Source organism: Blautia parvula (genome assembly GCF_020215665.1).
Lineage (GTDB): Bacteria > Bacillota > Clostridia > Lachnospirales > Lachnospiraceae > Blautia > Blautia celeris.
In genome coordinates this window covers 916,523-936,059 of record NZ_CP084061.1, presented here as the reverse complement: position 1 = coordinate 936,059, position 19,537 = coordinate 916,523, and the positions used below count along the sequence as shown (strand labels likewise).

23 protein-coding genes are annotated in these 19,537 nt (G+C 45.2%); 2 read left to right on the top strand and 21 right to left on the bottom strand.

The window, feature by feature from the left end:
* Positions 1-47: 47 nt before the first annotated feature.
* The 3 genes from LC508_RS04510 to LC508_RS04500 form a co-directional block, all read right to left on the bottom strand.
* Complete coding sequence (locus tag LC508_RS04510; RefSeq protein ID WP_103732029.1) at positions 48-1,208, bottom strand: sensor histidine kinase; 1,161 nt, start codon at positions 1,206-1,208, stop codon at positions 48-50.
* On the bottom strand, positions 1,186-1,881 hold the full coding sequence (gene vanR, locus LC508_RS04505) for a VanR-ABDEGLN family response regulator transcription factor (RefSeq protein ID WP_054353234.1): 696 nt from the start codon (positions 1,879-1,881) through the stop codon (positions 1,186-1,188). Before vanR ends, LC508_RS04510 begins: the two co-directional genes overlap by 23 nt.
* A gap of 76 nt (positions 1,882-1,957) precedes the next feature.
* On the bottom strand, positions 1,958-2,449 hold the full coding sequence (locus tag LC508_RS04500; RefSeq protein WP_103732030.1) for a sporulation initiation factor Spo0A C-terminal domain-containing protein: 492 nt from the start codon (positions 2,447-2,449) through the stop codon (positions 1,958-1,960).
* 132 nt (positions 2,450-2,581) lie between these two features.
* On the opposite strand from LC508_RS04500, the gene LC508_RS04495 reads away from it, so the two are divergent.
* Positions 2,582-3,328 carry a helix-turn-helix domain-containing protein gene (locus LC508_RS04495; RefSeq protein ID WP_033139588.1) on the top strand — a complete coding sequence of 249 codons (747 nt, stop codon included), beginning with the start codon at positions 2,582-2,584 and terminating at the stop codon, positions 3,326-3,328.
* Between the two features lie 25 nt (positions 3,329-3,353).
* Here LC508_RS04495 and LC508_RS04490 read toward each other — a convergent pair whose 3' ends face one another.
* From LC508_RS04490 to yneA, 13 genes are all read right to left on the bottom strand, one after another.
* Positions 3,354-3,974 (bottom strand): hypothetical protein, encoded by a 621-nt coding sequence (locus LC508_RS04490; protein ID WP_103732031.1) that lies wholly within the window; start codon positions 3,972-3,974, stop codon positions 3,354-3,356.
* Positions 3,937-5,193 carry an ABC transporter permease gene (locus tag LC508_RS04485; RefSeq protein ID WP_103732032.1) on the bottom strand — a complete coding sequence of 419 codons (1,257 nt, stop codon included), beginning with the start codon at positions 5,191-5,193 and terminating at the stop codon, positions 3,937-3,939. The genes LC508_RS04490 and LC508_RS04485 overlap by 38 nt, the downstream gene beginning before the upstream one ends.
* A complete protein-coding gene (locus LC508_RS04480; protein WP_054353227.1) occupies positions 5,193-6,071 on the bottom strand; it encodes an ABC transporter ATP-binding protein in 879 nt (292 codons plus the stop codon). The genes LC508_RS04485 and LC508_RS04480 overlap by 1 nt, the downstream gene beginning before the upstream one ends.
* Positions 6,072-6,137: 66 nt before the next feature.
* Positions 6,138-7,367, bottom strand: coding sequence for a HAMP domain-containing sensor histidine kinase (locus tag LC508_RS04475; RefSeq protein WP_054353226.1), 1,230 nt, complete (start codon positions 7,365-7,367; stop codon positions 6,138-6,140).
* On the bottom strand, positions 7,355-8,029 hold the full coding sequence (locus tag LC508_RS04470) for a response regulator transcription factor (protein ID WP_103732034.1): 675 nt from the start codon (positions 8,027-8,029) through the stop codon (positions 7,355-7,357). The genes LC508_RS04475 and LC508_RS04470 overlap by 13 nt, the downstream gene beginning before the upstream one ends.
* 295 nt (positions 8,030-8,324) lie before the next feature.
* Positions 8,325-9,218 (bottom strand): aldose 1-epimerase family protein, encoded by an 894-nt coding sequence (locus tag LC508_RS04465; protein ID WP_118594131.1) that lies wholly within the window; start codon positions 9,216-9,218, stop codon positions 8,325-8,327.
* A gap of 71 nt (positions 9,219-9,289) precedes the next feature.
* The gene (locus tag LC508_RS04460) at positions 9,290-10,633 is read right to left on the bottom strand and encodes a sn-glycerol-1-phosphate dehydrogenase (protein WP_054353225.1); all 1,344 of its coding nucleotides are present in this window, start codon (positions 10,631-10,633) and stop codon (positions 9,290-9,292) included.
* Positions 10,634-10,822: 189 nt separating this feature from the next.
* On the bottom strand, positions 10,823-11,491 hold the full coding sequence (locus LC508_RS04455) for an AAA family ATPase (RefSeq protein WP_118594132.1): 669 nt from the start codon (positions 11,489-11,491) through the stop codon (positions 10,823-10,825).
* Positions 11,492-11,536: 45 nt separating this feature from the next.
* A complete protein-coding gene (locus tag LC508_RS04450; RefSeq protein WP_103732665.1) occupies positions 11,537-12,310 on the bottom strand; it encodes a DeoR/GlpR family DNA-binding transcription regulator in 774 nt (257 codons plus the stop codon).
* 698 nt (positions 12,311-13,008) lie between these two features.
* A complete protein-coding gene (locus LC508_RS04445) occupies positions 13,009-14,088 on the bottom strand; it encodes a LacI family DNA-binding transcriptional regulator (protein WP_103732666.1) in 1,080 nt (359 codons plus the stop codon).
* 208 nt (positions 14,089-14,296) lie between these two features.
* The gene (locus LC508_RS04440) at positions 14,297-14,671 is read right to left on the bottom strand and encodes a hypothetical protein (protein WP_054353219.1); all 375 of its coding nucleotides are present in this window, start codon (positions 14,669-14,671) and stop codon (positions 14,297-14,299) included.
* Between the two features lie 149 nt (positions 14,672-14,820).
* Positions 14,821-14,904 (bottom strand): DUF6783 domain-containing protein, encoded by an 84-nt coding sequence (locus LC508_RS28705; RefSeq protein ID WP_390555355.1) that lies wholly within the window; start codon positions 14,902-14,904, stop codon positions 14,821-14,823.
* A 20-nt stretch (positions 14,905-14,924) separates the two neighbouring features.
* The gene (gene yneA / locus LC508_RS04435) at positions 14,925-15,266 is read right to left on the bottom strand and encodes a cell division suppressor protein YneA (RefSeq protein WP_103732667.1); all 342 of its coding nucleotides are present in this window, start codon (positions 15,264-15,266) and stop codon (positions 14,925-14,927) included.
* 230 nt (positions 15,267-15,496) lie between these two features.
* Here yneA and lexA point away from each other — a divergent pair, with 230 nt between their 5' ends.
* A complete protein-coding gene (gene lexA, locus LC508_RS04430; protein ID WP_033139577.1) occupies positions 15,497-16,123 on the top strand; it encodes a transcriptional repressor LexA in 627 nt (208 codons plus the stop codon).
* A 173-nt stretch (positions 16,124-16,296) separates the two neighbouring features.
* Here the strand turns inward: lexA and rsfS are convergent, their stop codons facing one another.
* The 5 genes from rsfS to obgE are packed head-to-tail and all read right to left on the bottom strand — an operon-like array spanning position 16,297 to position 19,496.
* Positions 16,297-16,650, bottom strand: coding sequence for a ribosome silencing factor (gene rsfS / locus LC508_RS04425; protein ID WP_054353217.1), 354 nt, complete (start codon positions 16,648-16,650; stop codon positions 16,297-16,299).
* Complete coding sequence (gene yqeK, locus LC508_RS04420) at positions 16,647-17,249, bottom strand: bis(5'-nucleosyl)-tetraphosphatase (symmetrical) YqeK (protein ID WP_103732668.1); 603 nt, start codon at positions 17,247-17,249, stop codon at positions 16,647-16,649. The genes rsfS and yqeK overlap by 4 nt, the downstream gene beginning before the upstream one ends.
* Positions 17,239-17,877 carry a nicotinate-nucleotide adenylyltransferase gene (gene nadD / locus LC508_RS04415; RefSeq protein WP_033139574.1) on the bottom strand — a complete coding sequence of 213 codons (639 nt, stop codon included), beginning with the start codon at positions 17,875-17,877 and terminating at the stop codon, positions 17,239-17,241. Before nadD ends, yqeK begins: the two co-directional genes overlap by 11 nt.
* A gap of 27 nt (positions 17,878-17,904) precedes the next feature.
* Positions 17,905-18,195, bottom strand: a complete 291-nt coding sequence (gene yhbY / locus LC508_RS04410; RefSeq protein ID WP_033139573.1) for a ribosome assembly RNA-binding protein YhbY — start codon at positions 18,193-18,195, stop codon at positions 17,905-17,907.
* Positions 18,196-18,203: 8 nt separating this feature from the next.
* On the bottom strand, positions 18,204-19,496 hold the full coding sequence (gene obgE / locus LC508_RS04405) for a GTPase ObgE (protein ID WP_103732820.1): 1,293 nt from the start codon (positions 19,494-19,496) through the stop codon (positions 18,204-18,206).
* Between the last annotated feature and the right edge of the window lie 41 nt (positions 19,497-19,537).

Here is a 19,537-nt window from a genome sequence, read left to right as displayed (position 1 = left end):
TATTCAGTTGATATTTTCCTAAGAAAATCCTAAGATGCTGCCATTTTTCAGGATTGGCGAAGAGGGAGTGACACATAGAATACCGTCAGTTCATCTTTGCTTTCTGCCCGCAGGGTTCCTCCGTGCTGTTCCACGATCTCCTTTGCGATCGCCAGTCCCAGCCCTGCGCCTCCTGTGTTGCTGCCCCGAGCCTCATCCAGACGGAAGAATTTCTCAAAGATGGATTCCAGCTTCTGCTTTGGTATGGTTTTTCCCCTATTTGCAAAAGAAATCTCCATATTTTCCCCTGCCTCCCGGGCAGTGATCCGGATCACTGTGTCCGGATAGCTGTACGCCACAGCGTTTTTCAGGATATTGTTAAAGACCCTTGCCAGCTTTTCCGAATCTCCGTACAGTTTCAGTTCCTCATCTGCGCGCAGCTCTGCTGTATTTCCGTGGGCAGTGAGAATCGGATAAAATTCATCCATCATCTGCACCAGCATATAATACAGGTCAATGGTCTCTTTTTCCAGGGGTATCTCCTGTAGGTTGTAGCGGGTGATCTCAAAAAACTCATTTAAAAGGCTTTCCAGACGGCAGGCCTTGTCAAAAGCAATCCCCACATACTTTTCCTTCTGTGCCTCCGGCATATCCGGCGCCTCGTTAAGTAGGCTCAGATACCCCATCACAGAGGTAAGCGGAGTCTTCAGGTCATGGGCCAGATATGTCAGCAGATCGCTCTTGCGCCTGTTTTCCTCTTTCAATACCTGTTCGTGATGCCGCATGACCGACTTTACACGCTCCATCTCCGTTCCGATCTCTGCGTACTGCTGTGCAAACACATCTTCCGCCCGGGCATTTTCAGTATCCATATACCTGCGGATCAGCTTTCCCGCTTCTTTTTCTGTGTCTGCCACTTTACGCTTTGTATAGAAATGAATGGTAAAATAGATAACTGCTGAAATAAATAGCGAAACGATACAAAAACACTTCAGCAGAAAATCTTTCACCGCGAACCAGGAAATCTCCTGTTTGTAAAACTCCGCTCCTGTCGTTGTATTGGTCTGCACGGAAGTGGATACAAATTTGTCAGCGATCCAGTCCAGCACCAGGCCGTTCCCGTAAATATCCACAACATAAAAAATACCGAAACATATCATAAATATCACACAGGCGCCAATGATAATTTTTAAAAGAAACAAAATCTTATCCTTCAATTTTATATCCATACCCCCAGACTGTCTTGATATATCTCGGACTCTCAAAAGAGTCATTCATCTTCTCCCTCAGGTGGCGGATATGCACTGTTATGGTATTATTGCTCTTGCTGAAATACTCATCACCCCAGATCTCATGGAACAATTCCTCCGCGCTCACCACTTTTCCCTTCTTCCTGCACAGAATCTGCAGGATCGAAAATTCTGTAGGTGTCAGGGAAAGAGGTTTTTCATCCAGTGTACATTCATGTGTCCTGATATTCAGCACAAGGCCGGAATGCTCCAGAATATCTGCATCCGCTTCATAACCGGAGTTGTACCTCTTATACCTGCGGAGCTGGGCCTTCACTCTTGCCACCAGCTCCAGAGGCCGGAATGGCTTTGTGATATAATCGTCAGCTCCGAGGCTCAGGCCGGTGATCTTATCCAGTTCCTCCCCCTTTGCGGTCAGCATGATCACAGGAAATGTGTATGTTTCCCTGATCTTTCTGCATATTTCCAGACCGCTCATACCGGGAAGCATAATATCCAGCAGGGCCAGGTCTATCTTTTCCCTTTCAATACAGGCCACTGCCTCCTCTGCTGTATAATATTTATAGACCTGATAATTCTCATTTTCCAGATAAAGCGCTACCAGATCAGCAATCTCTTTCTCGTCATCCACTACCAGTATCTTTTCTGTCATTTCTAATCCTCCTCCTTTCGCTATCATACCAGGAAATCGTTGAGAATTTATTAAGTTTATACTAAGTTTTTGTCTTTCAGTGTATAAATATCCGTCCGTCCCGGAAATATGCGGCAATGGAAGTGATAAACTGTCCGTTGCTGGGACGTTTCTGCACATAATGGTTTGTAATTTCCCGGTAAAGCTCCTGGTTGCCCCGCTCCCACATCACCTCTATGGCGTGGCGGATATTCCGCTCCACACTGGCTGGTGACGCGTTGCAGTCAGCAGCTACCTGGGGATACAGACATTTCATCATACCCTCCATGCTGCTGTTGCTTTCCACCTCCAGTTCGATGGCTTTCCTCAGATATGTATGCCCTTTCAGATTCGGAGTGATACCCAGCCTGTTCAGCAGGACCCCTGTACATGCCCCCACATCCTTTTCCATTCGTTCCTGAATGTAACCGGTTATATGTTCTGTATGCCTTTCCTTTTTCTCCTGGGTTTCTGACTCCAGCAGATATTGCAGAGCTATCTCCAGCAGCCTTCCCTCAGACATCAGTTCTTGAAAATTTTCACGATTCATGGTATATTTCCTCCCAAATAGAATATTTCTCAGTGGCTCAGTAAAACACGAATGTTTCTATTATATGAAACCGGCATATACTTGTCAACGCAGCTTGCTGCCATATTATTCCATATTTGGAAGGAACGGAACATGAACAATAAAAAAATCAAAGAAATCATGAAGGCACAGGGTTATACCATTGAGATGCTGTCCCTTATCAGTAATATCCCTGTGGGAACACTTTCAAAAATCATAAGCGGCATCACCGCCAATCCGGGATTTGAAACCATGTCTGCCATAGCCACGGCCCTCAACTGCTCACTGGATGAATTTTCAGGGCGGCCTGTCACCATTCCCTATGATTACGAAGAATATCTCCGCCGTTTCAAACAACTGCCCGTCTGTCAGAAGGAATATATCAAATATGTCATTGATCTGGAATACGACCGTATGACACGTCTGAAAACCAATGAAAAGATGACCCTGAGGTGTTATGAATTCACCAATATTGTTAACGGCTGGGCCGAATTTGACAGTGTTAAGACGCATAACGTGACGGTAGATAAAAATCCGCTGACAGAGGACTGCACCTTTCTTGTCTGGATACGAACCGATCTGCTGGAGCCTAAATTCTTCAGAAATTCTGTCCTAGGCTTCCACCGCAATGACTGCCTCCGCCCCAAAAACGGCGAAATATGGATGGTGCTCCATAACGGCCTGCTGTTCATCGGAAGATTTTATAAAAATCATAAAAATGTCCTCCTGAAATCCTTAAACGGGACAATTGACGATATTTCGGTCACAGATTATTACCAATACCGCCGCGTAGGCCGCTATGTAGGATGTATGGATGTCCCTGAACTGACAACAGAAAAAGCCGCATTCCAACAGGATTAGCCTGTCAGAAGCGGCTTTTACAGTTCTATTTCTTTCTGTTTCTTATCACAATACCTGCTGCAGTCAGCAAAATGCCTGCTGTCCCCAGCCATATCTTATTTTCCAGATCACCGGTCATGAGAGAGAACAGATAAAATTTACCCAGATATTTCTGTCCTGCGCCGTAGCAGCAGATATAATAAAATACCGGTATCATATAGGCAATCACCAGATGGTCCGTGATCCCGTAAGTGAAGATGCCAAGGCCCCCCAGAAAGAGACAGTTCGCCATGGCGCACCAAAAATAAGTTCCAAAAGGAAAGGTGCACTCCCCCAGTTTCATCTGAAATAAGACCAGCAGGTTCAGCACTGCCAGAATGACAACTGCCTGCAGCAGGCGCAGAAGCTGGATGTTTCTCAGCGGATACTCCCTGCTCGCCAGCAGATCCCGGATATCCTTATTCTGCTCCGGCATAAAAAGCGGTGTCAGAAGCACGATCCCCAGCAGGGAAAAGTACACATCCAGAATCTGGCCTGCCTGATACTGGTTCAGCGCCTCCATTCCCATGATCACGGGAGCCAGCAGACTAAGCAGAAGAGCTGCTGCCAAATGCCCCGCATAATGGTTTTTAAAGTGTTCTATTTCTATGGATAAAATTCTTTCCACGTCCGCCCAGCACTCCTTTCCGCTTCATGTGATAAATAAACACCGTACCTGCCATAAAAAGCAGAGCAAGCCCGGCATACAGAAGCCGGTTCCTGACCATCTGCCCGAACACGGACAGCCATACATCTGTGGCCTGGTCATTGTTAAACCTGGGTATCAGATTCCATCCTACCGTGCCGACAAGCTTGGTTCCGCCTGTGCTGATGCTCACCATCCAGAGGACCACCTGCACCAGTATGGCTGCAGGCCCTCCCACTGACTCAGACAGGAAGAATCCGCAGGCCAGTACAAAGGCGGTTTCCGGAAGAAGCCATCCCAGAATATATTTTCCAAAGGCCAGCACATCCACGGACACACCAAGCTGGTGTCCATAGTAGATACACTGCAGCATAGGTGTCAAAGACAGCAGAAACAGCGGCATGATCGTCAAGAACATGGCTGAAAAATACCGGGCCGCGATAATGGTCACAGAGGACGCTCTCCTGGCATAGATCACTTCCTGTGCCATGGAACGTTTGTCACGGAGTGTTCTGGTAACCGCCAGAAATACAGGGAGTAGTCCCAGGACAATGCCCATATAATCACAGAACAGCCTTGCCTTTCCTCTGGAAATACGGTCCGTGTACAGGCTGGCGTCATATACTTTTTTCGCATCCTCGTATGTGGCATACGTCTTGGCATTATTTTTCACATTATCAGAAGCGTAGCTGGAACCTCCTCCGATGATCTTATCCGCTTTTGTCATATATCTCAAAAACCTGTCATAGGACAGATCCTCTGCGGGCGGCAGAAGCGGCGGATTGATTCCTGCGATCTGTATATAAGAACTGTCCTCTGTCTGCGGCGCCTCCTCTGATGACTCACGTATGGCATCTGTGTAGCCTTCTTCCAGACCGGTACAGTCCATGAGAATCTGATGAATCTTCTCCTGTTTTTCTTTTGTCAGAACTACATTTTTATAAAATCCCACCGGATAAGCCGTGTAACTGTTCGCCTCATACTCTCCCGCAAGTAAGGCCAGCGTGGCTCCCATGATCTGCTGCTTATCAGAACTTGCTTTTATACCATAGCTCTCCTCCTGTCCCTTTAAAGGTTCCGAATAGGTGGTAAAGCTTCCCACCTGACTTACATAGAAGAACACGACTGCAGCCAGAAACAGGTAATAGATCAGGCTTTTTAACATCTGTCCGCATTCTTTGGCAAAGAGTTTAAAAAACATTATTTTCCCCTCCTCTCCTCCTGCATCAGATACATATAGGCATCCTCCACATTGGCATCGCATATCTGTGCATCAGCGAAAGGTTTTTCATCAGAGATCAGGCGGACATACGCATGATTTCCCTGCATCATTATACTGGTGACTGTATAATTGTTCCGGATACTCTCCAGTTCCATTCTGGACACCTGGGCGCTGTATATCCTGCCGCTGGCTTCCTCCAGAAGCTCTGTGACTGTCCCCTGGAAAAGCACGCACCCCCGGTTCAGAACGGCGATATCCTCACAGGTAGCCTCCACATCCCCTACAATATGTGTAGACAGGATGACCACCCTGTCCTTTGCCGTCTCACTGAGCAGATTGCGGAAACGCACCCGCTCCTCCGGGTCAAGTCCCGCAGTGGGTTCATCCACGATCAGCACTTTAGGATCATGAATCAGCGCCTGGGCAATGCCGAGTCTTCTTCGCATCCCGCCTGACATGGCGCGCACTTTTGTTTTTACATCATCTGTCAGATTCACCTGTTCAAGCAGAGACGGTATTCGATCCTTTCTCTGCTGCCTGGACAGCCCGGACAATACGCCGAGATAATCCATGGCCTCGTACACGGACATGTTTCCGTACATGGAAAAGTCCTGGGGCAGATACCCGATGATCCGCCGGATTTCCCTGTCATTGTTAATATCAATGCCGCATACGCGCACATCTCCTTCTGTCTTCTGCAGCAGAGTGGCTATGATTTTCATAAGCGTCGTCTTGCCGGCACCGTTAGGTCCCAGAAGGCCGAACATACCCTGGCGGATGGTAAGGTCCACATTTTTCAGAGCCTGCTTTTTCCCATAATTTTTACTCAGATTTTTGATCATGATCTTCGTATCCATACAATATCCCTACTTCCTTTCTTCTTGTCTGCGTCTTATCATAAAAGAGAAATCTCTATATTTTCCCTACATACAGGAAAATACTGCACAGACAATGGCACCTCCGTGAATGCTGTTGGCAAGCTCCAGCTCTCCCCCGTGCTTTTTGCAGAGCAGGGCACTGATGGACAAGCCTATGCCGAAATGGCTGCTGTCCTGACCGTCGTCCTCTGTCTTCTCCCTGTAATACGGGGAGACAGCCTTTGTAAGCTCCTCTTTTGAAAATCCTCTTCCGTCGTCCTTTACATACAGCCTGAGAGGTCCTTCCTCACGTTCTGCTTCCAGAAGCACTTCTATCTTCTTATCCGCATAACGGAGCGCATTGGACAAAAGATTCTCGGCCACTTCCAGCACAAAAAACTCATCTGCCAGCAGTTCTGCTGCGGGATTTCCCTTCAGCTTCACCTCAATCTCCATACCGCCGGTCTCTTCAAGCGCAGCTGCCGTCTCACGGGTCTTGTCGTAAAGTAGGGAAAGCGGTATCTTTTTTAACTGGGGAGCCCGCTCCTCCATACTGTGGATTTCCTTCATGGTTCCGCCGAAGTTTTTAAGCCGTCCAAGCTGTTCCTGCATGGTCTTAAGAATCTCTATGACCTTCTCCTTTGGCAGACGTCCATCCGGATAAAAGCGAAGCAGCAGGTCAACATAGCCCTGCATAACCGTCAGAGGCGTGCGCAGATCATGGGCAAACGCCGCATTGAGTGTTCTCTGATCTTCCGCCTGTTTCCAGAGATTCTCCTGATATGAGATGATTTTCAGACGCATGTCATCCAGGCATCTGCAGAGCTGCCCCATTTCATCTGCACTGTCATATCTGCAGGAATACCCCATATCATTTCTGGATATGTGCTGTGCTGCATTGGTCATGATGGTAATGGGCTTCTTCAATTTATTTCTGTAGTACAGCCTGGACACAAAGGCGATAGCCAGAACGGAATACAGCAGCACACATCCATACTGCAGAAGATTCATGATTTCAAGAAGGATGACATCCATTTTCGTCAGTTCTTTTTCCGGTACAAAATATTCCAAAGTAAAGACAGCATTCTGGTCTTTATTGAATACGTTCTCTGATGTCTTATGCCCATATGGTGTCTCGATGATCCGTTTCCATCCATTACAGGTCTGTATGGTCATGGCAGAAGCCAGGCAGATTGCCAGCACAGCCACAAAGATATAAAGGCGCAGAGACTTTCTCAGATTCAGGTTTCTGATCCTTGTTCCCAGATTCTCCAGGTATTCCTCTATCCAATCCATTGGTATCCCACTCCCCAAACGGTTTCTATATAGTCATGATTTGTATGTTTTTTCAGTTTCTGCCGGATTCTTCTGATATGCTCCATGATAATATTGCTGTCCCCCTCCCCGTCATAGCCTCGAACTGCTTCATATATGCGTTCTTTGCTGAAGACCTGCTTTTTATGCATGGACAAAAATTCTATCAGGTCAAACTCCATTTTGGTGAAGGAAATCTGTTCCCCGTCATAAAATACTTTTCTCTGCGAGTAGTTGATAACCAGTTTTCCCTGAAATCGAAGCTGTTCTCTGGATGCCATACGCTTCTCCCGCCGCAGGTGCGCCATGATCCTGGCATCCAGTTCATCCATGCTGAACGGTTTCATAATATAATCATCTCCGCCGATCATCAGGCCATTGACCCGGTCCTGTTCCTCCACCCTTGCTGTGAGGAAGAGAATGGGACAGCTCACGTAATCCCTGATCCTTCTGCACACCTCATAGCCGTCCATACCCGGCATATTGATATCCAGAAGGATCATGTCCGGCTGTATCTTCATTTTATCCAGAGCTTCCTCCCCGTCTGCTGCAGTATAAATCTCATATCCCTGCAGTTCAAAATAATCTCTCAGCATACAGCGGATATCCTTTTCATCATCCACGATCAAAATTTTCTCAGCCATATTTCCTCCCATCCTGTACTTATTGTCTGCCTGTATCTCATCCGGAACCGGTATGGTTACTGTTCCATGCATGCCCGGCAACACGCTTCGCGATGCACAGACAATGCATGCCCGGCAACACGTTTCGCGATACACAGATATTGTAATAAGGATAACAAAAAATTCTCTATAAAATCCCTACAAATTTTTCGCACTTTCTGCCGGACTAAAAAAGCTGCCGAACATTTCTGCTCTGCAGCTTTTTCATTTCTGGTTTATGCTTTTTTCTACGGTTCTGTCTGTTCATGAAGCGGGTCTACTTATAAAATGTCATACGATAACTTTTATCAAAAGTCTCCCCTTCTTTAAGGGTGATAACATCCTTTTTATCGGAAATATCTCCCGCAAAGCCATAATCATCGCAGCGTCCCATCCACGGCTCCAGGCAGATATAAGGTCCTCCCGGCATTGTCCAGATTCCGAAATTTGTAAATCCTTCACATTCCATAACTACATAAGGCGTCCCGTCAGGATAACCGATTCCCACCCATTCAACTTGGGTATCGTCAAAAATCAGGGCATCCCTGTCAAACATATGCTCTGTGATGGGGCATCTGTAATATCCATCCGCCTCCTCCAGATTCAGTGTATATTCTCTGGCAGCGTCTGCTGTACCGCTGTCACCGTATACCAGTTTGTACTTAAGTGCCGGTCCCTTTTGAAACAGAAGATAATAATCCGTCTGTCTGCTGCCCTCCCATATGGGAACCCGAAAACCGGGATGGCCGCCAATGGTAAAATACATGATTTCTCCGCTCGTATTCACCACTTTCCACTCTACCGAAAGCTGCCTTTCTTCCAGGCGGTGGGTGATATACAGTTCAAAATCAAAAGGAAAGTAACTTCTGGTCTCCTCATCTGAAACCAGTTTGTGGGTGAGAACCGATGCTGTTTTGCTGATGCATACAAATTCTCTGTCCCTGGCAAACCCGTGCTGGCTGGTGCGGAATTCCTTTCCGTTCAGACGATATGTATTGTCATGATGTTTTCCCACATTCGGAAAGAGAATGGGGGCATGGCGATTCCAGTAAGGAGGCTCTGCCTGCCAAAGTTCTTCTCTTTCATTTTCCTTATCATATACACTGACCAGTTCAGCGCCATGGTCTTCCACGGATACTTTCAGATATTCATTTTCTAAAACCTGTCTCATAAACTCTAAGCTCCTTTTTCCAGTTCTTTGCTTACAGTTTATCACAAACAGGACGGACCGTGCAATGTGATTTATGCCTGATATATTTCTTCGATCAGCCTGCTGCTGAATTTCTCCTGAAGCTCCAGGTCAAATAAGAGCTGCAGAAGACCAAACCGGTTTCTCAAATCCTTTGCATAATAGATGCTTCTCTTGAAAACATCTGCTGTCACCTTAATCTGATCGGGATAATACGGTGCATCCATGGACTTCAGAATATCCATGATGGTTTCAGCCTTTGGCAGTTCATCGATCAGTGCCTGGATCTTATCCAGATTCTCAAGATACGCCTCTCTTCTTCTTGCGACTTCCTCATCCTTATTTTTGCCGATGGACTGCTCCAGCTTCAGCACACCGGGTGCTGCCGGTCCGTAAGCTGCCTCGATTTCACCGCTCCAGGTATTGTAGTCAAAATGAGGAGCACTGTCCGGCACTGCATCTTTGCCAAGAACTCTCAGTTTTTCATACATTTTAATGGCTGCTACCGTTCCGATCCCTACTTTTGTACCGTGAAGGGGATCCGGCTGCTGATCCAGTAAAAACATCATTTCCCAGTAATGTGACATATGGTGCTCACTGCCGGACGCCGGCCTGGAATTGCCGATATAGCTCATGACAATACCGCTCAGAACAAGCCCTTCCATAATGGCTGCAACGGCCTCTTTATCTCTTTCGGCCGCTTTTTTTGCATTGTCCACTACCTTCTGGATAGATTCTCTCACCATATCTGCCATTTCCGGACAATAATATTCCCCATTCATGATATGGGCAAGCTGCCAGTCTGTCAGGCATACATATTTTCCCAGGATATCGCCGGCACCTGCCGCGATCATGGATAAAGGTGCCTGAGCCAGAATATCCAGGTCTCCGATGATCACTTTGGCCGTATGTGCCTCATATGTGGTTTTCAGATGCTTTATAATAAGCGGTGATACATTGGATGCATAGCCGTCCATGGACGGTGCGGTACCCACAATATAATAATCCAGATTCATCTTGTAGCTGATAAAACGGCACAAATCATTAATCGTACCGGAGCCTACCCCAATGATCAAATCGCAGTCCCTGTCAATCTCTGTCAGAAAATAGGTAACTGCCTCCTCATCCGGCACAAGTTCCCTGTCCTGGAAGACGATTGTCTGATATGTATACGCGGTCTCATCCAGCACTGCGCAGACCTTATCCCCTGCCACCTTTTTTGTATTGATGTCACAGACAATGCAGAGTTTTTTATAATCGTGCCTGCCGAGAATTTCAGGCAGACGCTCAATTGCGTTCTCCTCAATGATAATATCTTCTATGCTGCACACATGGGTCTTCCCACAGGAACAGTGATAGGGCTTCTCCAGGTATTTTTTCCAATTTGTCTTTTCCATAATTTTGTTCTAATCCTTTCCGTCAGATTCTCTTTTTTGAAAGTCTGGTTCTATATTATTAGGGCTTTGGATAAAAAGTCATCCTTTACAGCCGGAACACAGACTGCAGGACACTTCATTTCTGTTTTTACTATAGCAGATTCCAACAGAATGTCAAACCGGGAATCAAATTATTAATTTATAGTATTATTAATATTTTAAATTATTAATGCCCATGGCTCTTCTTTCTTCTTCGCTGCTGTTTTCTGACAGTGAAAGATGGGAGATGATCCCCCGCAGCTCCTCTGCGATATTCTGCAGATTTACTTTAGAAAAATCCGTGGTGTCAATCTCCACAAGAGGACCCGGAAGCCGGAAATCCACCATGCCCCGCTCTGTGATTCCACGGATAAAGTCCTCCTGTGCGGGGACCGGATGGATAATACTGCCCGTTTCCCCTTCCGGTCTGGGGTAACAGTCATTGACAATATGGCCCATATGTCTGTCCGGGGAATCATTTCTTCTTGCCATTCTTTTATAAAGGACAGAGTCGTCACCAGAAAGGCGTACGGTCACTGCTTGACAGCCGTATCTGCTGAGCAGCTTTTGGATACCCGGCTTTGAGACATTTTCAAAATTATTCTCCAGTATGAAGGGCTGCCCGGTCTTCATCATCTGTTCGGCAAAGTAATACATAATTTCCATCGCCCCGGTTCCCAGCGCCACTTTCTCTGCTCTGGAGTGAAATCCGATGGTATCGAACAAAATTTCTTTGATTTTATCTTTTGACAGCATAGGAATACACAAAGCCTCAGACAGGTACTCTGCCATGGTGCTTTTGCCGGATGCAGGAATCCCGGTCACTAATATACAATACATTTTCCTCCTCCTCATATCAGAGTGTGTTTCTGTGAATCAGCCGATTTATAGCATGGCAATATCTACTTTCACCTTCAACTTTTCCGCCTGCATAACAAAATCCTCAGAAACCTGGTCATCCGTGATCAGAAGATCATAGGCTGTGATCGGACAGACTGAGTGGATAGACTTTCTTCCCAATTTCTCGGACGGATATACCCCTATATTCATGGAACTGTTTTTCATGATCAGTCTTCCAAGCTCCACACCGGCACTGTTGTGTATGGAAGCACCATTTTCGATGGACAGCGCTGTATGGGACAGAAACGCTTTGTCCAGACTTATATTTTTCATCATCTGCATTGTATAGTAATCATGGCAGTGTCCACGGTGAGACATCTCACCCCCAAGTAAAATCGTGGACACATTCAGATGTTTCCGCAGTTCATCGGCCACCGTCATGGAATTCGTCACAACTGTAATTGAAAACTCTGTGGGCAGACATTTTGCCATGTAATAGCCGACTGCAGAGGTAGTCAGATATATCACGTCATTTTCCGAAATATACTCCACCGCTTTTTTAGCTGCCGCCAGACATGCCTCATCCGTATCTGTATTCTCTTTGGGATTGTACTGCTCTTTGGGATACTTTCCCTTGGGACCGGCACTGATCGCCCCGCCATGCGTCCTCTTTAAAAGCCCTCTGCTTTCCAAAGAACGCAGATCCCTTCTGACACAGTCCGAAGATATTTGAAAACGTTCCTGTATTTCCGCCACTGTAATGTGACCGGACGTATTAACCATATCCACAATCAGCTTTTGCCGTTCTTCCATAAACATGCCTTACCGCTCCTTTCTGTGATTCTGCAGGCAGGAAACCATATCCGGCATATCTCTGCCATGTGGTACCTACATGTGATACCTCCCTGTGATACCTGAATACATGCTTCACATCCTGGGTAATGCTGGCTGCAGAATAAAAAATGAAGTGACTTAATTTTATATGATACCGATTCCACTTGCTATTTTCTATAATTGCCTGTTATAATTGGCTCTGGTTTATTATTTGCATTCTTGTTTGTATTTTTTCTCGTTTGTACTTGTTTGCATCTTGTTTTAATTGATGCATTCTCGTTTATACTTGTTTATGCTGTTTTATCCTTATTAATGAATAATTATAAGAATATCATACGCCTTATCTTATTCGTTTTCAAGTACAAATAAGAATCATCCCAAATTCTTTCAAAATTTAAATTCATCGTGTTCATTTGTAAATCATCAATCACCAATCGATTTCCATCACCACAAATCGCATTGCAGTATAAATAATTTGTTTCCATATCCAAACAAATATGAAATCTCCAAAAACAAAAAGCATCTTCCAACCCTACCCTTCTGCATTCATAAAATATAATGCAGAAAATCCGGTTTGGAAAATGCTCATTTATAATATAAGATATATTTCATGTACGAATCATTCATTACTATATGGATAGTCATTCTAACAACGGAATCTTTTCAGGCAGTTACAGACATTTCTATACTTTCGGATAGGAACTGCTCCCTCTCACAACCAGCCTTGGTTCATATTCTATGTGATGGACCATATTCTCTTCACTGCTGCTCTTTTTCGTTTTTTGCTCCCCCATTTCCTGAATCAGGATCTCACAGGCATCCTCGCCCTTCTTTGACACATAATGTTCCACTGTCGTCAGATCAATTCCTCTAAACCCGGAAAAAAGAAGATTATCGCAGCCTATGATTGAAATATCTTCCGGTATTCTGTACTTTTCCTTCAGCAGTGCATCCCTGATACCGAGAGCGACCATATCGTTTGTCCCTGCAATAGCTGTAATCTGGGGCACCTGCTGAATCAGCTCCAGCGTCAGTTCATATCCGGTCCTGTACTCCATATCAATTTCCTGGAACATAATATCCATCTCTTTTGGAAGACTTCTCACATACACACCATCAGAACAGCCCGCATCTGCAAAAGCATCACAGAACCCTTTGATCCTTGCCCTCCTGGCAGACTGGCGCTCTGTCAAGGGTGTGGAAATAAAGCCAACCTTCCTATGCCCTAATCCCAGCAAATACTCGGCAAGCATACGTCCCATTTTTTCGCTGTTGAGCTCCACGGTATCTATCCCGGAAACCACATCCTTCTCACCAATCAGAACAACAGGTATTTTCTTTGCCACATGCTGCAGCGATTCCGGAAAAGTGGGGGCAAATGTATAGATAACCCCTGAAGGATTCAGCTTTTCTATTTTTTTCAGATATTTCTCCTCTGTCTGGTAATCCCTTCTGGTATTACACAAAAAAACATCAAATTTATTTTTCTGTGCCGTTTTTTCAATCCCCTGTATCAGAGAAAAATAGTAGGGGTTCGTAAAGTTCGGACAGACCACAAATATGGTACCGCGCATGCGTATTCTGGAGGTACGCGGCTTTTTCTCATTGGTATATCCCAGCTCTTTTGCTGCCTGTTCCACCTTCTTAATTGTCTCCCTGGAAAAAGAAACGTTATACTTCTGATTCAGAACCATAGATACCGTGGCCTGAGAAACCCCTGCTCTCTTTGCCACATCCGTTGATGTCACTTTCTTTCGATTCATAAACTTTCCTCTGTACTCGTCAGCTCTTTTTATACTGTGCTCTTTTCTGTGTCATACTTTGTCTGCATACCATAAACCCATCGTTTTCCATGGCTGCCGCCGCAGACTGCTCTCTACTTTGGTTTTTATATTATCACAAAAAAGCAGGCGTGACCAGAATCATATGTATATAAACTGATATTTTATTGTGTTATCTCAAAAATAAAAGTTATCTCTTTCCTGTTTTGATAAATTCGATCAGCTCCTCCACATCATCGAAATCATCATAGTCACCCTTTAAGCCCTCCCGGTGATAAACAATACCATTCTTTTCATTCTTCTCAAGACAATCAAGCAATCCCTCTTCCCCATATCGTTTCATAAACCGTGTAAATCCATACGGCTTGATTTTTTCCAATAACCCTTTCTTGCAATCCTCAGTACACACAAAGCAATGACTGATATTCTTATCAGATGAACACTTTCGGTTTTCACACCATTCTTTATCCGGACATTCACCGGAATTGCAGCCTGCGCAATTTACATTCTCAGAACACAAACAGCAGGCAAGTCCGCACCTTGCAATACCTAATTCTCTTTTCATTACATGTTCTCCCGCATATTTTCTGTAAGTCGTAACGGTTATGTACCCCCACAGTCACAAACCAAAATCCAAGGAAAATCGCCTTTGGCGATGGGGTTTCGCCTGACTCCTAAATGTTTTCTTACGGTCAGCGCAGTAAATGCGCAGACTTACCGAATAGTCAAATAGTCATTGCTAGAGCGTGTTTGAAAATTCATTCCGACAATCTGCACGCCCCAGTTTGCTGAAAGCAATTTTCAAACACACTCTAGTCTTACTTTTGTTCGGCGGAATAATATGGAACGCACAGATAAGCCCCTTCATATATTACATCACTTTTCAGATGATTCATCTGCATGACTTCATCAATATATTCCTGCTGTGAGACGTATTCTTCTGTCATATAATCCCCGGCAATATCCCACAGACTGGTACCTTTTTCAATCCGGATACTGGTATAATATTTGGTCCGGCTGCTGTCAGCGGTTCCCGCATTGGCTGTAGCGGCTGCCCTGACAGAAAAAAACAATGTTATCACCAAAGCCAAAAAACCAATCCCCAAAAGTTTTGCTCTGTCTGCTCTCTGTTTTCTTACTCTTCTCCTGTTTTCCCTCATAGTTTTCTCCTCCGTACATGCAAATATATGTTCGCGAACATGCGTTCTTTTTCTATAACCCATCATAATACAAGAACACATGTTTGTCAATAGGAATCGAACAAATATTCCGAATATCTGTTTGCATTTTATGCCGAAATATGTTATTATATTTTTAAATAACTGTGAGAGTATCAGACAATATCACATCGATCATAAACCCCACTCAAACAGAACCGGAGGTATCACTTATGTCATATGGAAAAATCAGTAAAAAACAATCCGAAATTTTAGAATATATGAAAAATGAAATCCTGAACCGCGGTTTCCCGCCGTCTGTACGCGAGATCTGCGAGGCAGTCAATTTAAAATCCACTTCCTCTGTCCACTCCCATCTGGAGACGCTGGAGAAAAACGGTTATATAAGAAGGGACCCCACCAAACCGCGGGCAATCGAAATTGTGGATGACAACTTCAATCTGGTGAGAAGAGAGACCGTAAATGTACCCATCATCGGAAAGGTTGCCGCAGGCGAACCGCTTCTGGCAGTACAGAACGTAGAAGGCTACTTCCCTATTCCTTCCGAATACATGCCCAACAAGCAGACCTTTATGCTGGTCGTACAGGGTGACAGCATGATCAATGCCGGAATATTCAGCGGAGATTATGTAGTGGTGGAGAAGCAGGAGAATGCCGAAAATGGCGATAAGGTTGTTGCACTTGTGGAGGATTCCGCAACGATCAAGACCTTCTACAAAGAAAAAGATCATATCCGTCTGCAGCCGGAAAATGATTTTATGGACCCCATTGTCATATCACCGGACCAGCAGTTTCAGGTTCTCGGCAAAGTGATCGGAGTATTCCGTTTTATGAAATAAAGGTTCAGAATCCGTACCATCTAAAGGATATACATATAGCAGAGTTATCAAATAAACAAAAAAGTCCTGTTGGGTGATAATCGTTTTACAGGACAGCAAAAGCTACCGTACAGAAATAACCATCTGTACGGCAGCCCCTTAAAATACCAAATTATCCAAAACACGAAACTTTTTTATTTATCCAGTTCTTCCTTTTCGATCAGGGAGCCATCTCTCCAGATTCTCTCCAAATCATAGAAAAGGCGGTTTTCCTCATCAAAAATATGAATCACCACATCCCTGTAATCCATGAGAATCCAGTTTGCGTTCTGGTATCCCTCAATCTGTTTTGGCTCAATCTGCGCTCTTCCAAGAATTTCTTCCACATTATCCGCCATGGCCTGCACCTGATTCCGGTTGCTGCCGCTGGCAATAATAAAATAATCTGCCAAAGTGGAGACTTTCTCTATATTAATGATCTTTACTTCCAGCGCTTTTTTGTCTTCCAGTGCTTCACACGCCATCCGTGCAATTTCCTTGCTGTTCATATATTTGCCTCCTTCTGTGTTTTTCTGTTATAAATTTCTTCATAATAGATAAATGCTTCTTTTGTAGCCGGGTCCAGTGTCTTCGGATTGCTCCCTAGATAATCCAGGGTATCTTTCAGCACCTCATACATGCACGCATCTAGATCCTCAAAGGCCAGCCTGCGCACTTTATCAAGATTAGGCGCCTTATCCCTGCCCGGTTCAATATAATCTGCCAGATAGATGATCTTTTCAAGCTGTGTCATCTCCGGCCTGCCTGTGGTATGCCAGCGGATAGCAGACAGAATCTCCTTATCCTCTACCTCATACTTTTTTCTTGCTATATAAACTCCCAGTTTCGAGTGAAGAAGAAAGGGTGCCTTCTCTTCTATCTCAGATACCGGAATATTCTTTTTTTCACACAGCTTCAGCTTCTTCTCATTTGGTATGCATTTCGCACAGTCATGAAGCAGGCCTGCTGTCTGCGCCTTTTCCAAATCACAGCCATGGGCCATAGCCAACGCTGCCGCTGTGTACATAACTCCAAGAGTATGCACATACCGTTCTTCATCAAGATGCTTTTTCAGCTTTTTTGAAAAGGCTTTCAAATCATAGTTCATCCGTATCACATTCCTCGTAAATATGGTTCTCCCTGATATATGCAATGACATTGTCAGGCACATAATACTTTATAGTCCTCTGCCCTGCTATCCAGGAGCGGAGCATAGCCGATGAAATGTCTATGTTCAGGGAATTCAGTTTGCGGAAGGTTCCGCTGTATTTTTCCTCCAGGAAACGAATCGCCTCATCCAGCCGTTCCTGACTGGTATGATTCCGGGTCGCCGCCACCACAGTACACGCTCTGCATATTCTGCCCGGTTCTCTCCATTTGTCAAAATCAAAGAGAGAGTCAGCCCCCAGAATAAAGAAATAATCTGTATCCGGGTGCTCAGCCCTCAGACGTTCCAGCGTTCTGTAAGTATAGGTGAATCCATCCTCATTCATCTCCTCCAAAGAGAGGGAGAAGTGCGGATTGGAAGCGATCGCCCTTCTCACCATTTCACTGCGCTGTTCATCCGTTGCCCGGTGAAGACGATTCCTCTTGTGGGGAGGATTTCCTGCAGGCATAAAAAGTACCTGGTCTAAGTCAAACTGCTCATAGGCTGTCTCGCCCAAAATCAGATGTCCAATATGGATGGGATCAAAAGTCCCGCCCATGATGCCCACTCGTTTTCTTTTCTCGCACATGACTGTTCCTCTTATCAGGATATCCTATTATGGAAGAAATATTTTCTTCTTTTCTTTTTTTCCTTCTTTATATAAAACAATTTTCTTGCCAATCACCTGTACCACCTGGGATTTAGTCCTCTCAGCCAGCATTTCTGCAATCTGTCTCGGATCATCCATGCAGTTCTGGAGAACATTTATCTTGATCAGTTCTCTGGCCTCCAGCGCCTCAGCGACAGACGCCGTGTTTTCCGGTGTCAGGCTGGATTTCCCAATCTGCAGGATGGGGTCCATGGTCATTGCAAGACCTTTTAAATACGCCCTCTGTTTACTTGTCATGTTATCTCCTATTTGTAATAATCAAAATCAAAGCCGTACATCCGTACAGTGTCGCCTTCTTCAATTCCCGCTGCTTCCAGGTCAGCCAGAATACCACTCTCCCTAAGGAACTTCTGGAAGAAAGAAAATCCTTTCTCTGAATCCAGATTGGTATATCCCAGCATCTTCTCAATCTTCGGCCCTTCTATATAGAACAAGTGCTCGTCCTCTTCATCCTGTTTTACGGTATACGGAAGATTCTCTGTGATCAGCACATCTTCCGGGAAGAATTCCTGTTCAAATATAACCGGTTCTTTGTCGATCTTGTCCAGAAGACTCTTCACATAATAGAGAAGTTCCTTCAGACCTTTTCCTGTAGCTGCGGATATGGAAAACACTCGGATTCCCTGAGGTTCAAACTCCTGTCTGATACGTTCAACCGGATCTTCGTCCTCGCTGTAGATCATATCTGTCTTGTTGGCAGCGATCACCTGGGGACGCTCCATGAGTTTTGGATCATAAGCTTCCAGTTCTTTGTTGATTTTATAAATATCATCTATGGGATCTCTTCCCTCTGTGGATGCTGCATCCACCAGATGGATCAGTACGCGGGTCCTCTCAATATGACGCAGGAACTGATGGCCAAGTCCCACACCTTCTGATGCACCCTCGATCAGACCCGGAATATCCGCAATGACAAATCCGTCACAGCCTTCCAGATCTACAACTCCCAGATGAGGATTGATAGTTGTAAAGTGATAGTTGGCTATCTGCGGCCGGGCATTGCTCACTCTTGTCAGCAGGGTGGATTTTCCAACATTTGGAAATCCGATAAGTCCCACATCTGCTATCACTTTCAGTTCCAGCATCACCTCAAGCTCCTGGGACGGCTGTCCCGGCTGGGCATATTTGGGCACCTGCATGGTAGCTGTGGCATAGTTCATGTTTCCTTTGCCGCCTCTTCCGCCTTTTAACACTACTTGTCTTTTGTTTTCTCCGGACATGTCAGCAATGACTTTTCCGGAAGCTGCTTCCTTGATGACGGTTCCTTCCGGAACTTTCAAAATAATATCTTTTCCGTCGGCGCCATGACATCTCTTCTTGCCGCCTTCCTGTCCGTTCTCTGCCGCGTATTTTCGTTTATGCCGATAATCGGTCAAGGCATTCAGACCTTTATCCACTTCAAAGATAACGTCTCCGCCTCTGCCGCCGTTGCCGCCGTCAGGACCGCCGTTTGGAACATAAAGTTCTCTTCGGAAGCTCACATGGCCGTCACCGCCTTTTCCGGAACGGATTGTGATTTTTGCTCTGTCTGCAAACATAAAAACCTCTGACTTTCTAAATCTGCCTTAGCAGATATATT

Excerpts from the sequence above, each read along its gene's own strand:
- LC508_RS04510 (WP_103732029.1), bottom strand. The coding sequence starts at position 1,208 with ATGGATATAAAATTGAAGGATAAGATTTTGTTTCTTTTAAAAATTATC.
- vanR (WP_054353234.1), bottom strand. The coding sequence starts at position 1,881 with ATGACAGAAAAGATACTGGTAGTGGATGACGAGAAAGAGATTGCTGAT.
- LC508_RS04500 (WP_103732030.1), bottom strand. The coding sequence starts at position 2,449 with ATGAATCGTGAAAATTTTCAAGAACTGATGTCTGAGGGAAGGCTGCTG.
- LC508_RS04495 (WP_033139588.1), top strand. The coding sequence starts at position 2,582 with ATGAACAATAAAAAAATCAAAGAAATCATGAAGGCACAGGGTTATACC.
- LC508_RS04485 (WP_103732032.1), bottom strand. The coding sequence starts at position 5,193 with ATGTTTTTTAAACTCTTTGCCAAAGAATGCGGACAGATGTTAAAAAGC.
- LC508_RS04480 (WP_054353227.1), bottom strand. The coding sequence starts at position 6,071 with ATGGATACGAAGATCATGATCAAAAATCTGAGTAAAAATTATGGGAAA.
- LC508_RS04475 (WP_054353226.1), bottom strand. The coding sequence starts at position 7,367 with ATGGATTGGATAGAGGAATACCTGGAGAATCTGGGAACAAGGATCAGA.
- LC508_RS04470 (WP_103732034.1), bottom strand. The coding sequence starts at position 8,029 with ATGGCTGAGAAAATTTTGATCGTGGATGATGAAAAGGATATCCGCTGT.
- LC508_RS04465 (WP_118594131.1), bottom strand. The coding sequence starts at position 9,218 with ATGAGACAGGTTTTAGAAAATGAATATCTGAAAGTATCCGTGGAAGAC.
- LC508_RS04460 (WP_054353225.1), bottom strand. The coding sequence starts at position 10,633 with ATGGAAAAGACAAATTGGAAAAAATACCTGGAGAAGCCCTATCACTGT.
- LC508_RS04455 (WP_118594132.1), bottom strand. The coding sequence starts at position 11,491 with ATGTATTGTATATTAGTGACCGGGATTCCTGCATCCGGCAAAAGCACC.
- LC508_RS04450 (WP_103732665.1), bottom strand. The coding sequence starts at position 12,310 with ATGTTTATGGAAGAACGGCAAAAGCTGATTGTGGATATGGTTAATACG.
- LC508_RS04445 (WP_103732666.1), bottom strand. The coding sequence starts at position 14,088 with ATGAATCGAAAGAAAGTGACATCAACGGATGTGGCAAAGAGAGCAGGG.
- LC508_RS04440 (WP_054353219.1), bottom strand. The coding sequence starts at position 14,671 with ATGAAAAGAGAATTAGGTATTGCAAGGTGCGGACTTGCCTGCTGTTTG.
- yneA (WP_103732667.1), bottom strand. The coding sequence starts at position 15,266 with ATGAGGGAAAACAGGAGAAGAGTAAGAAAACAGAGAGCAGACAGAGCA.
- lexA (WP_033139577.1), top strand. The coding sequence starts at position 15,497 with ATGTCATATGGAAAAATCAGTAAAAAACAATCCGAAATTTTAGAATAT.
- rsfS (WP_054353217.1), bottom strand. The coding sequence starts at position 16,650 with ATGAACAGCAAGGAAATTGCACGGATGGCGTGTGAAGCACTGGAAGAC.
- yqeK (WP_103732668.1), bottom strand. The coding sequence starts at position 17,249 with ATGAACTATGATTTGAAAGCCTTTTCAAAAAAGCTGAAAAAGCATCTT.
- nadD (WP_033139574.1), bottom strand. The coding sequence starts at position 17,877 with ATGTGCGAGAAAAGAAAACGAGTGGGCATCATGGGCGGGACTTTTGAT.
- yhbY (WP_033139573.1), bottom strand. The coding sequence starts at position 18,195 with ATGACAAGTAAACAGAGGGCGTATTTAAAAGGTCTTGCAATGACCATG.
- obgE (WP_103732820.1), bottom strand. The coding sequence starts at position 19,496 with ATGTTTGCAGACAGAGCAAAAATCACAATCCGTTCCGGAAAAGGCGGT.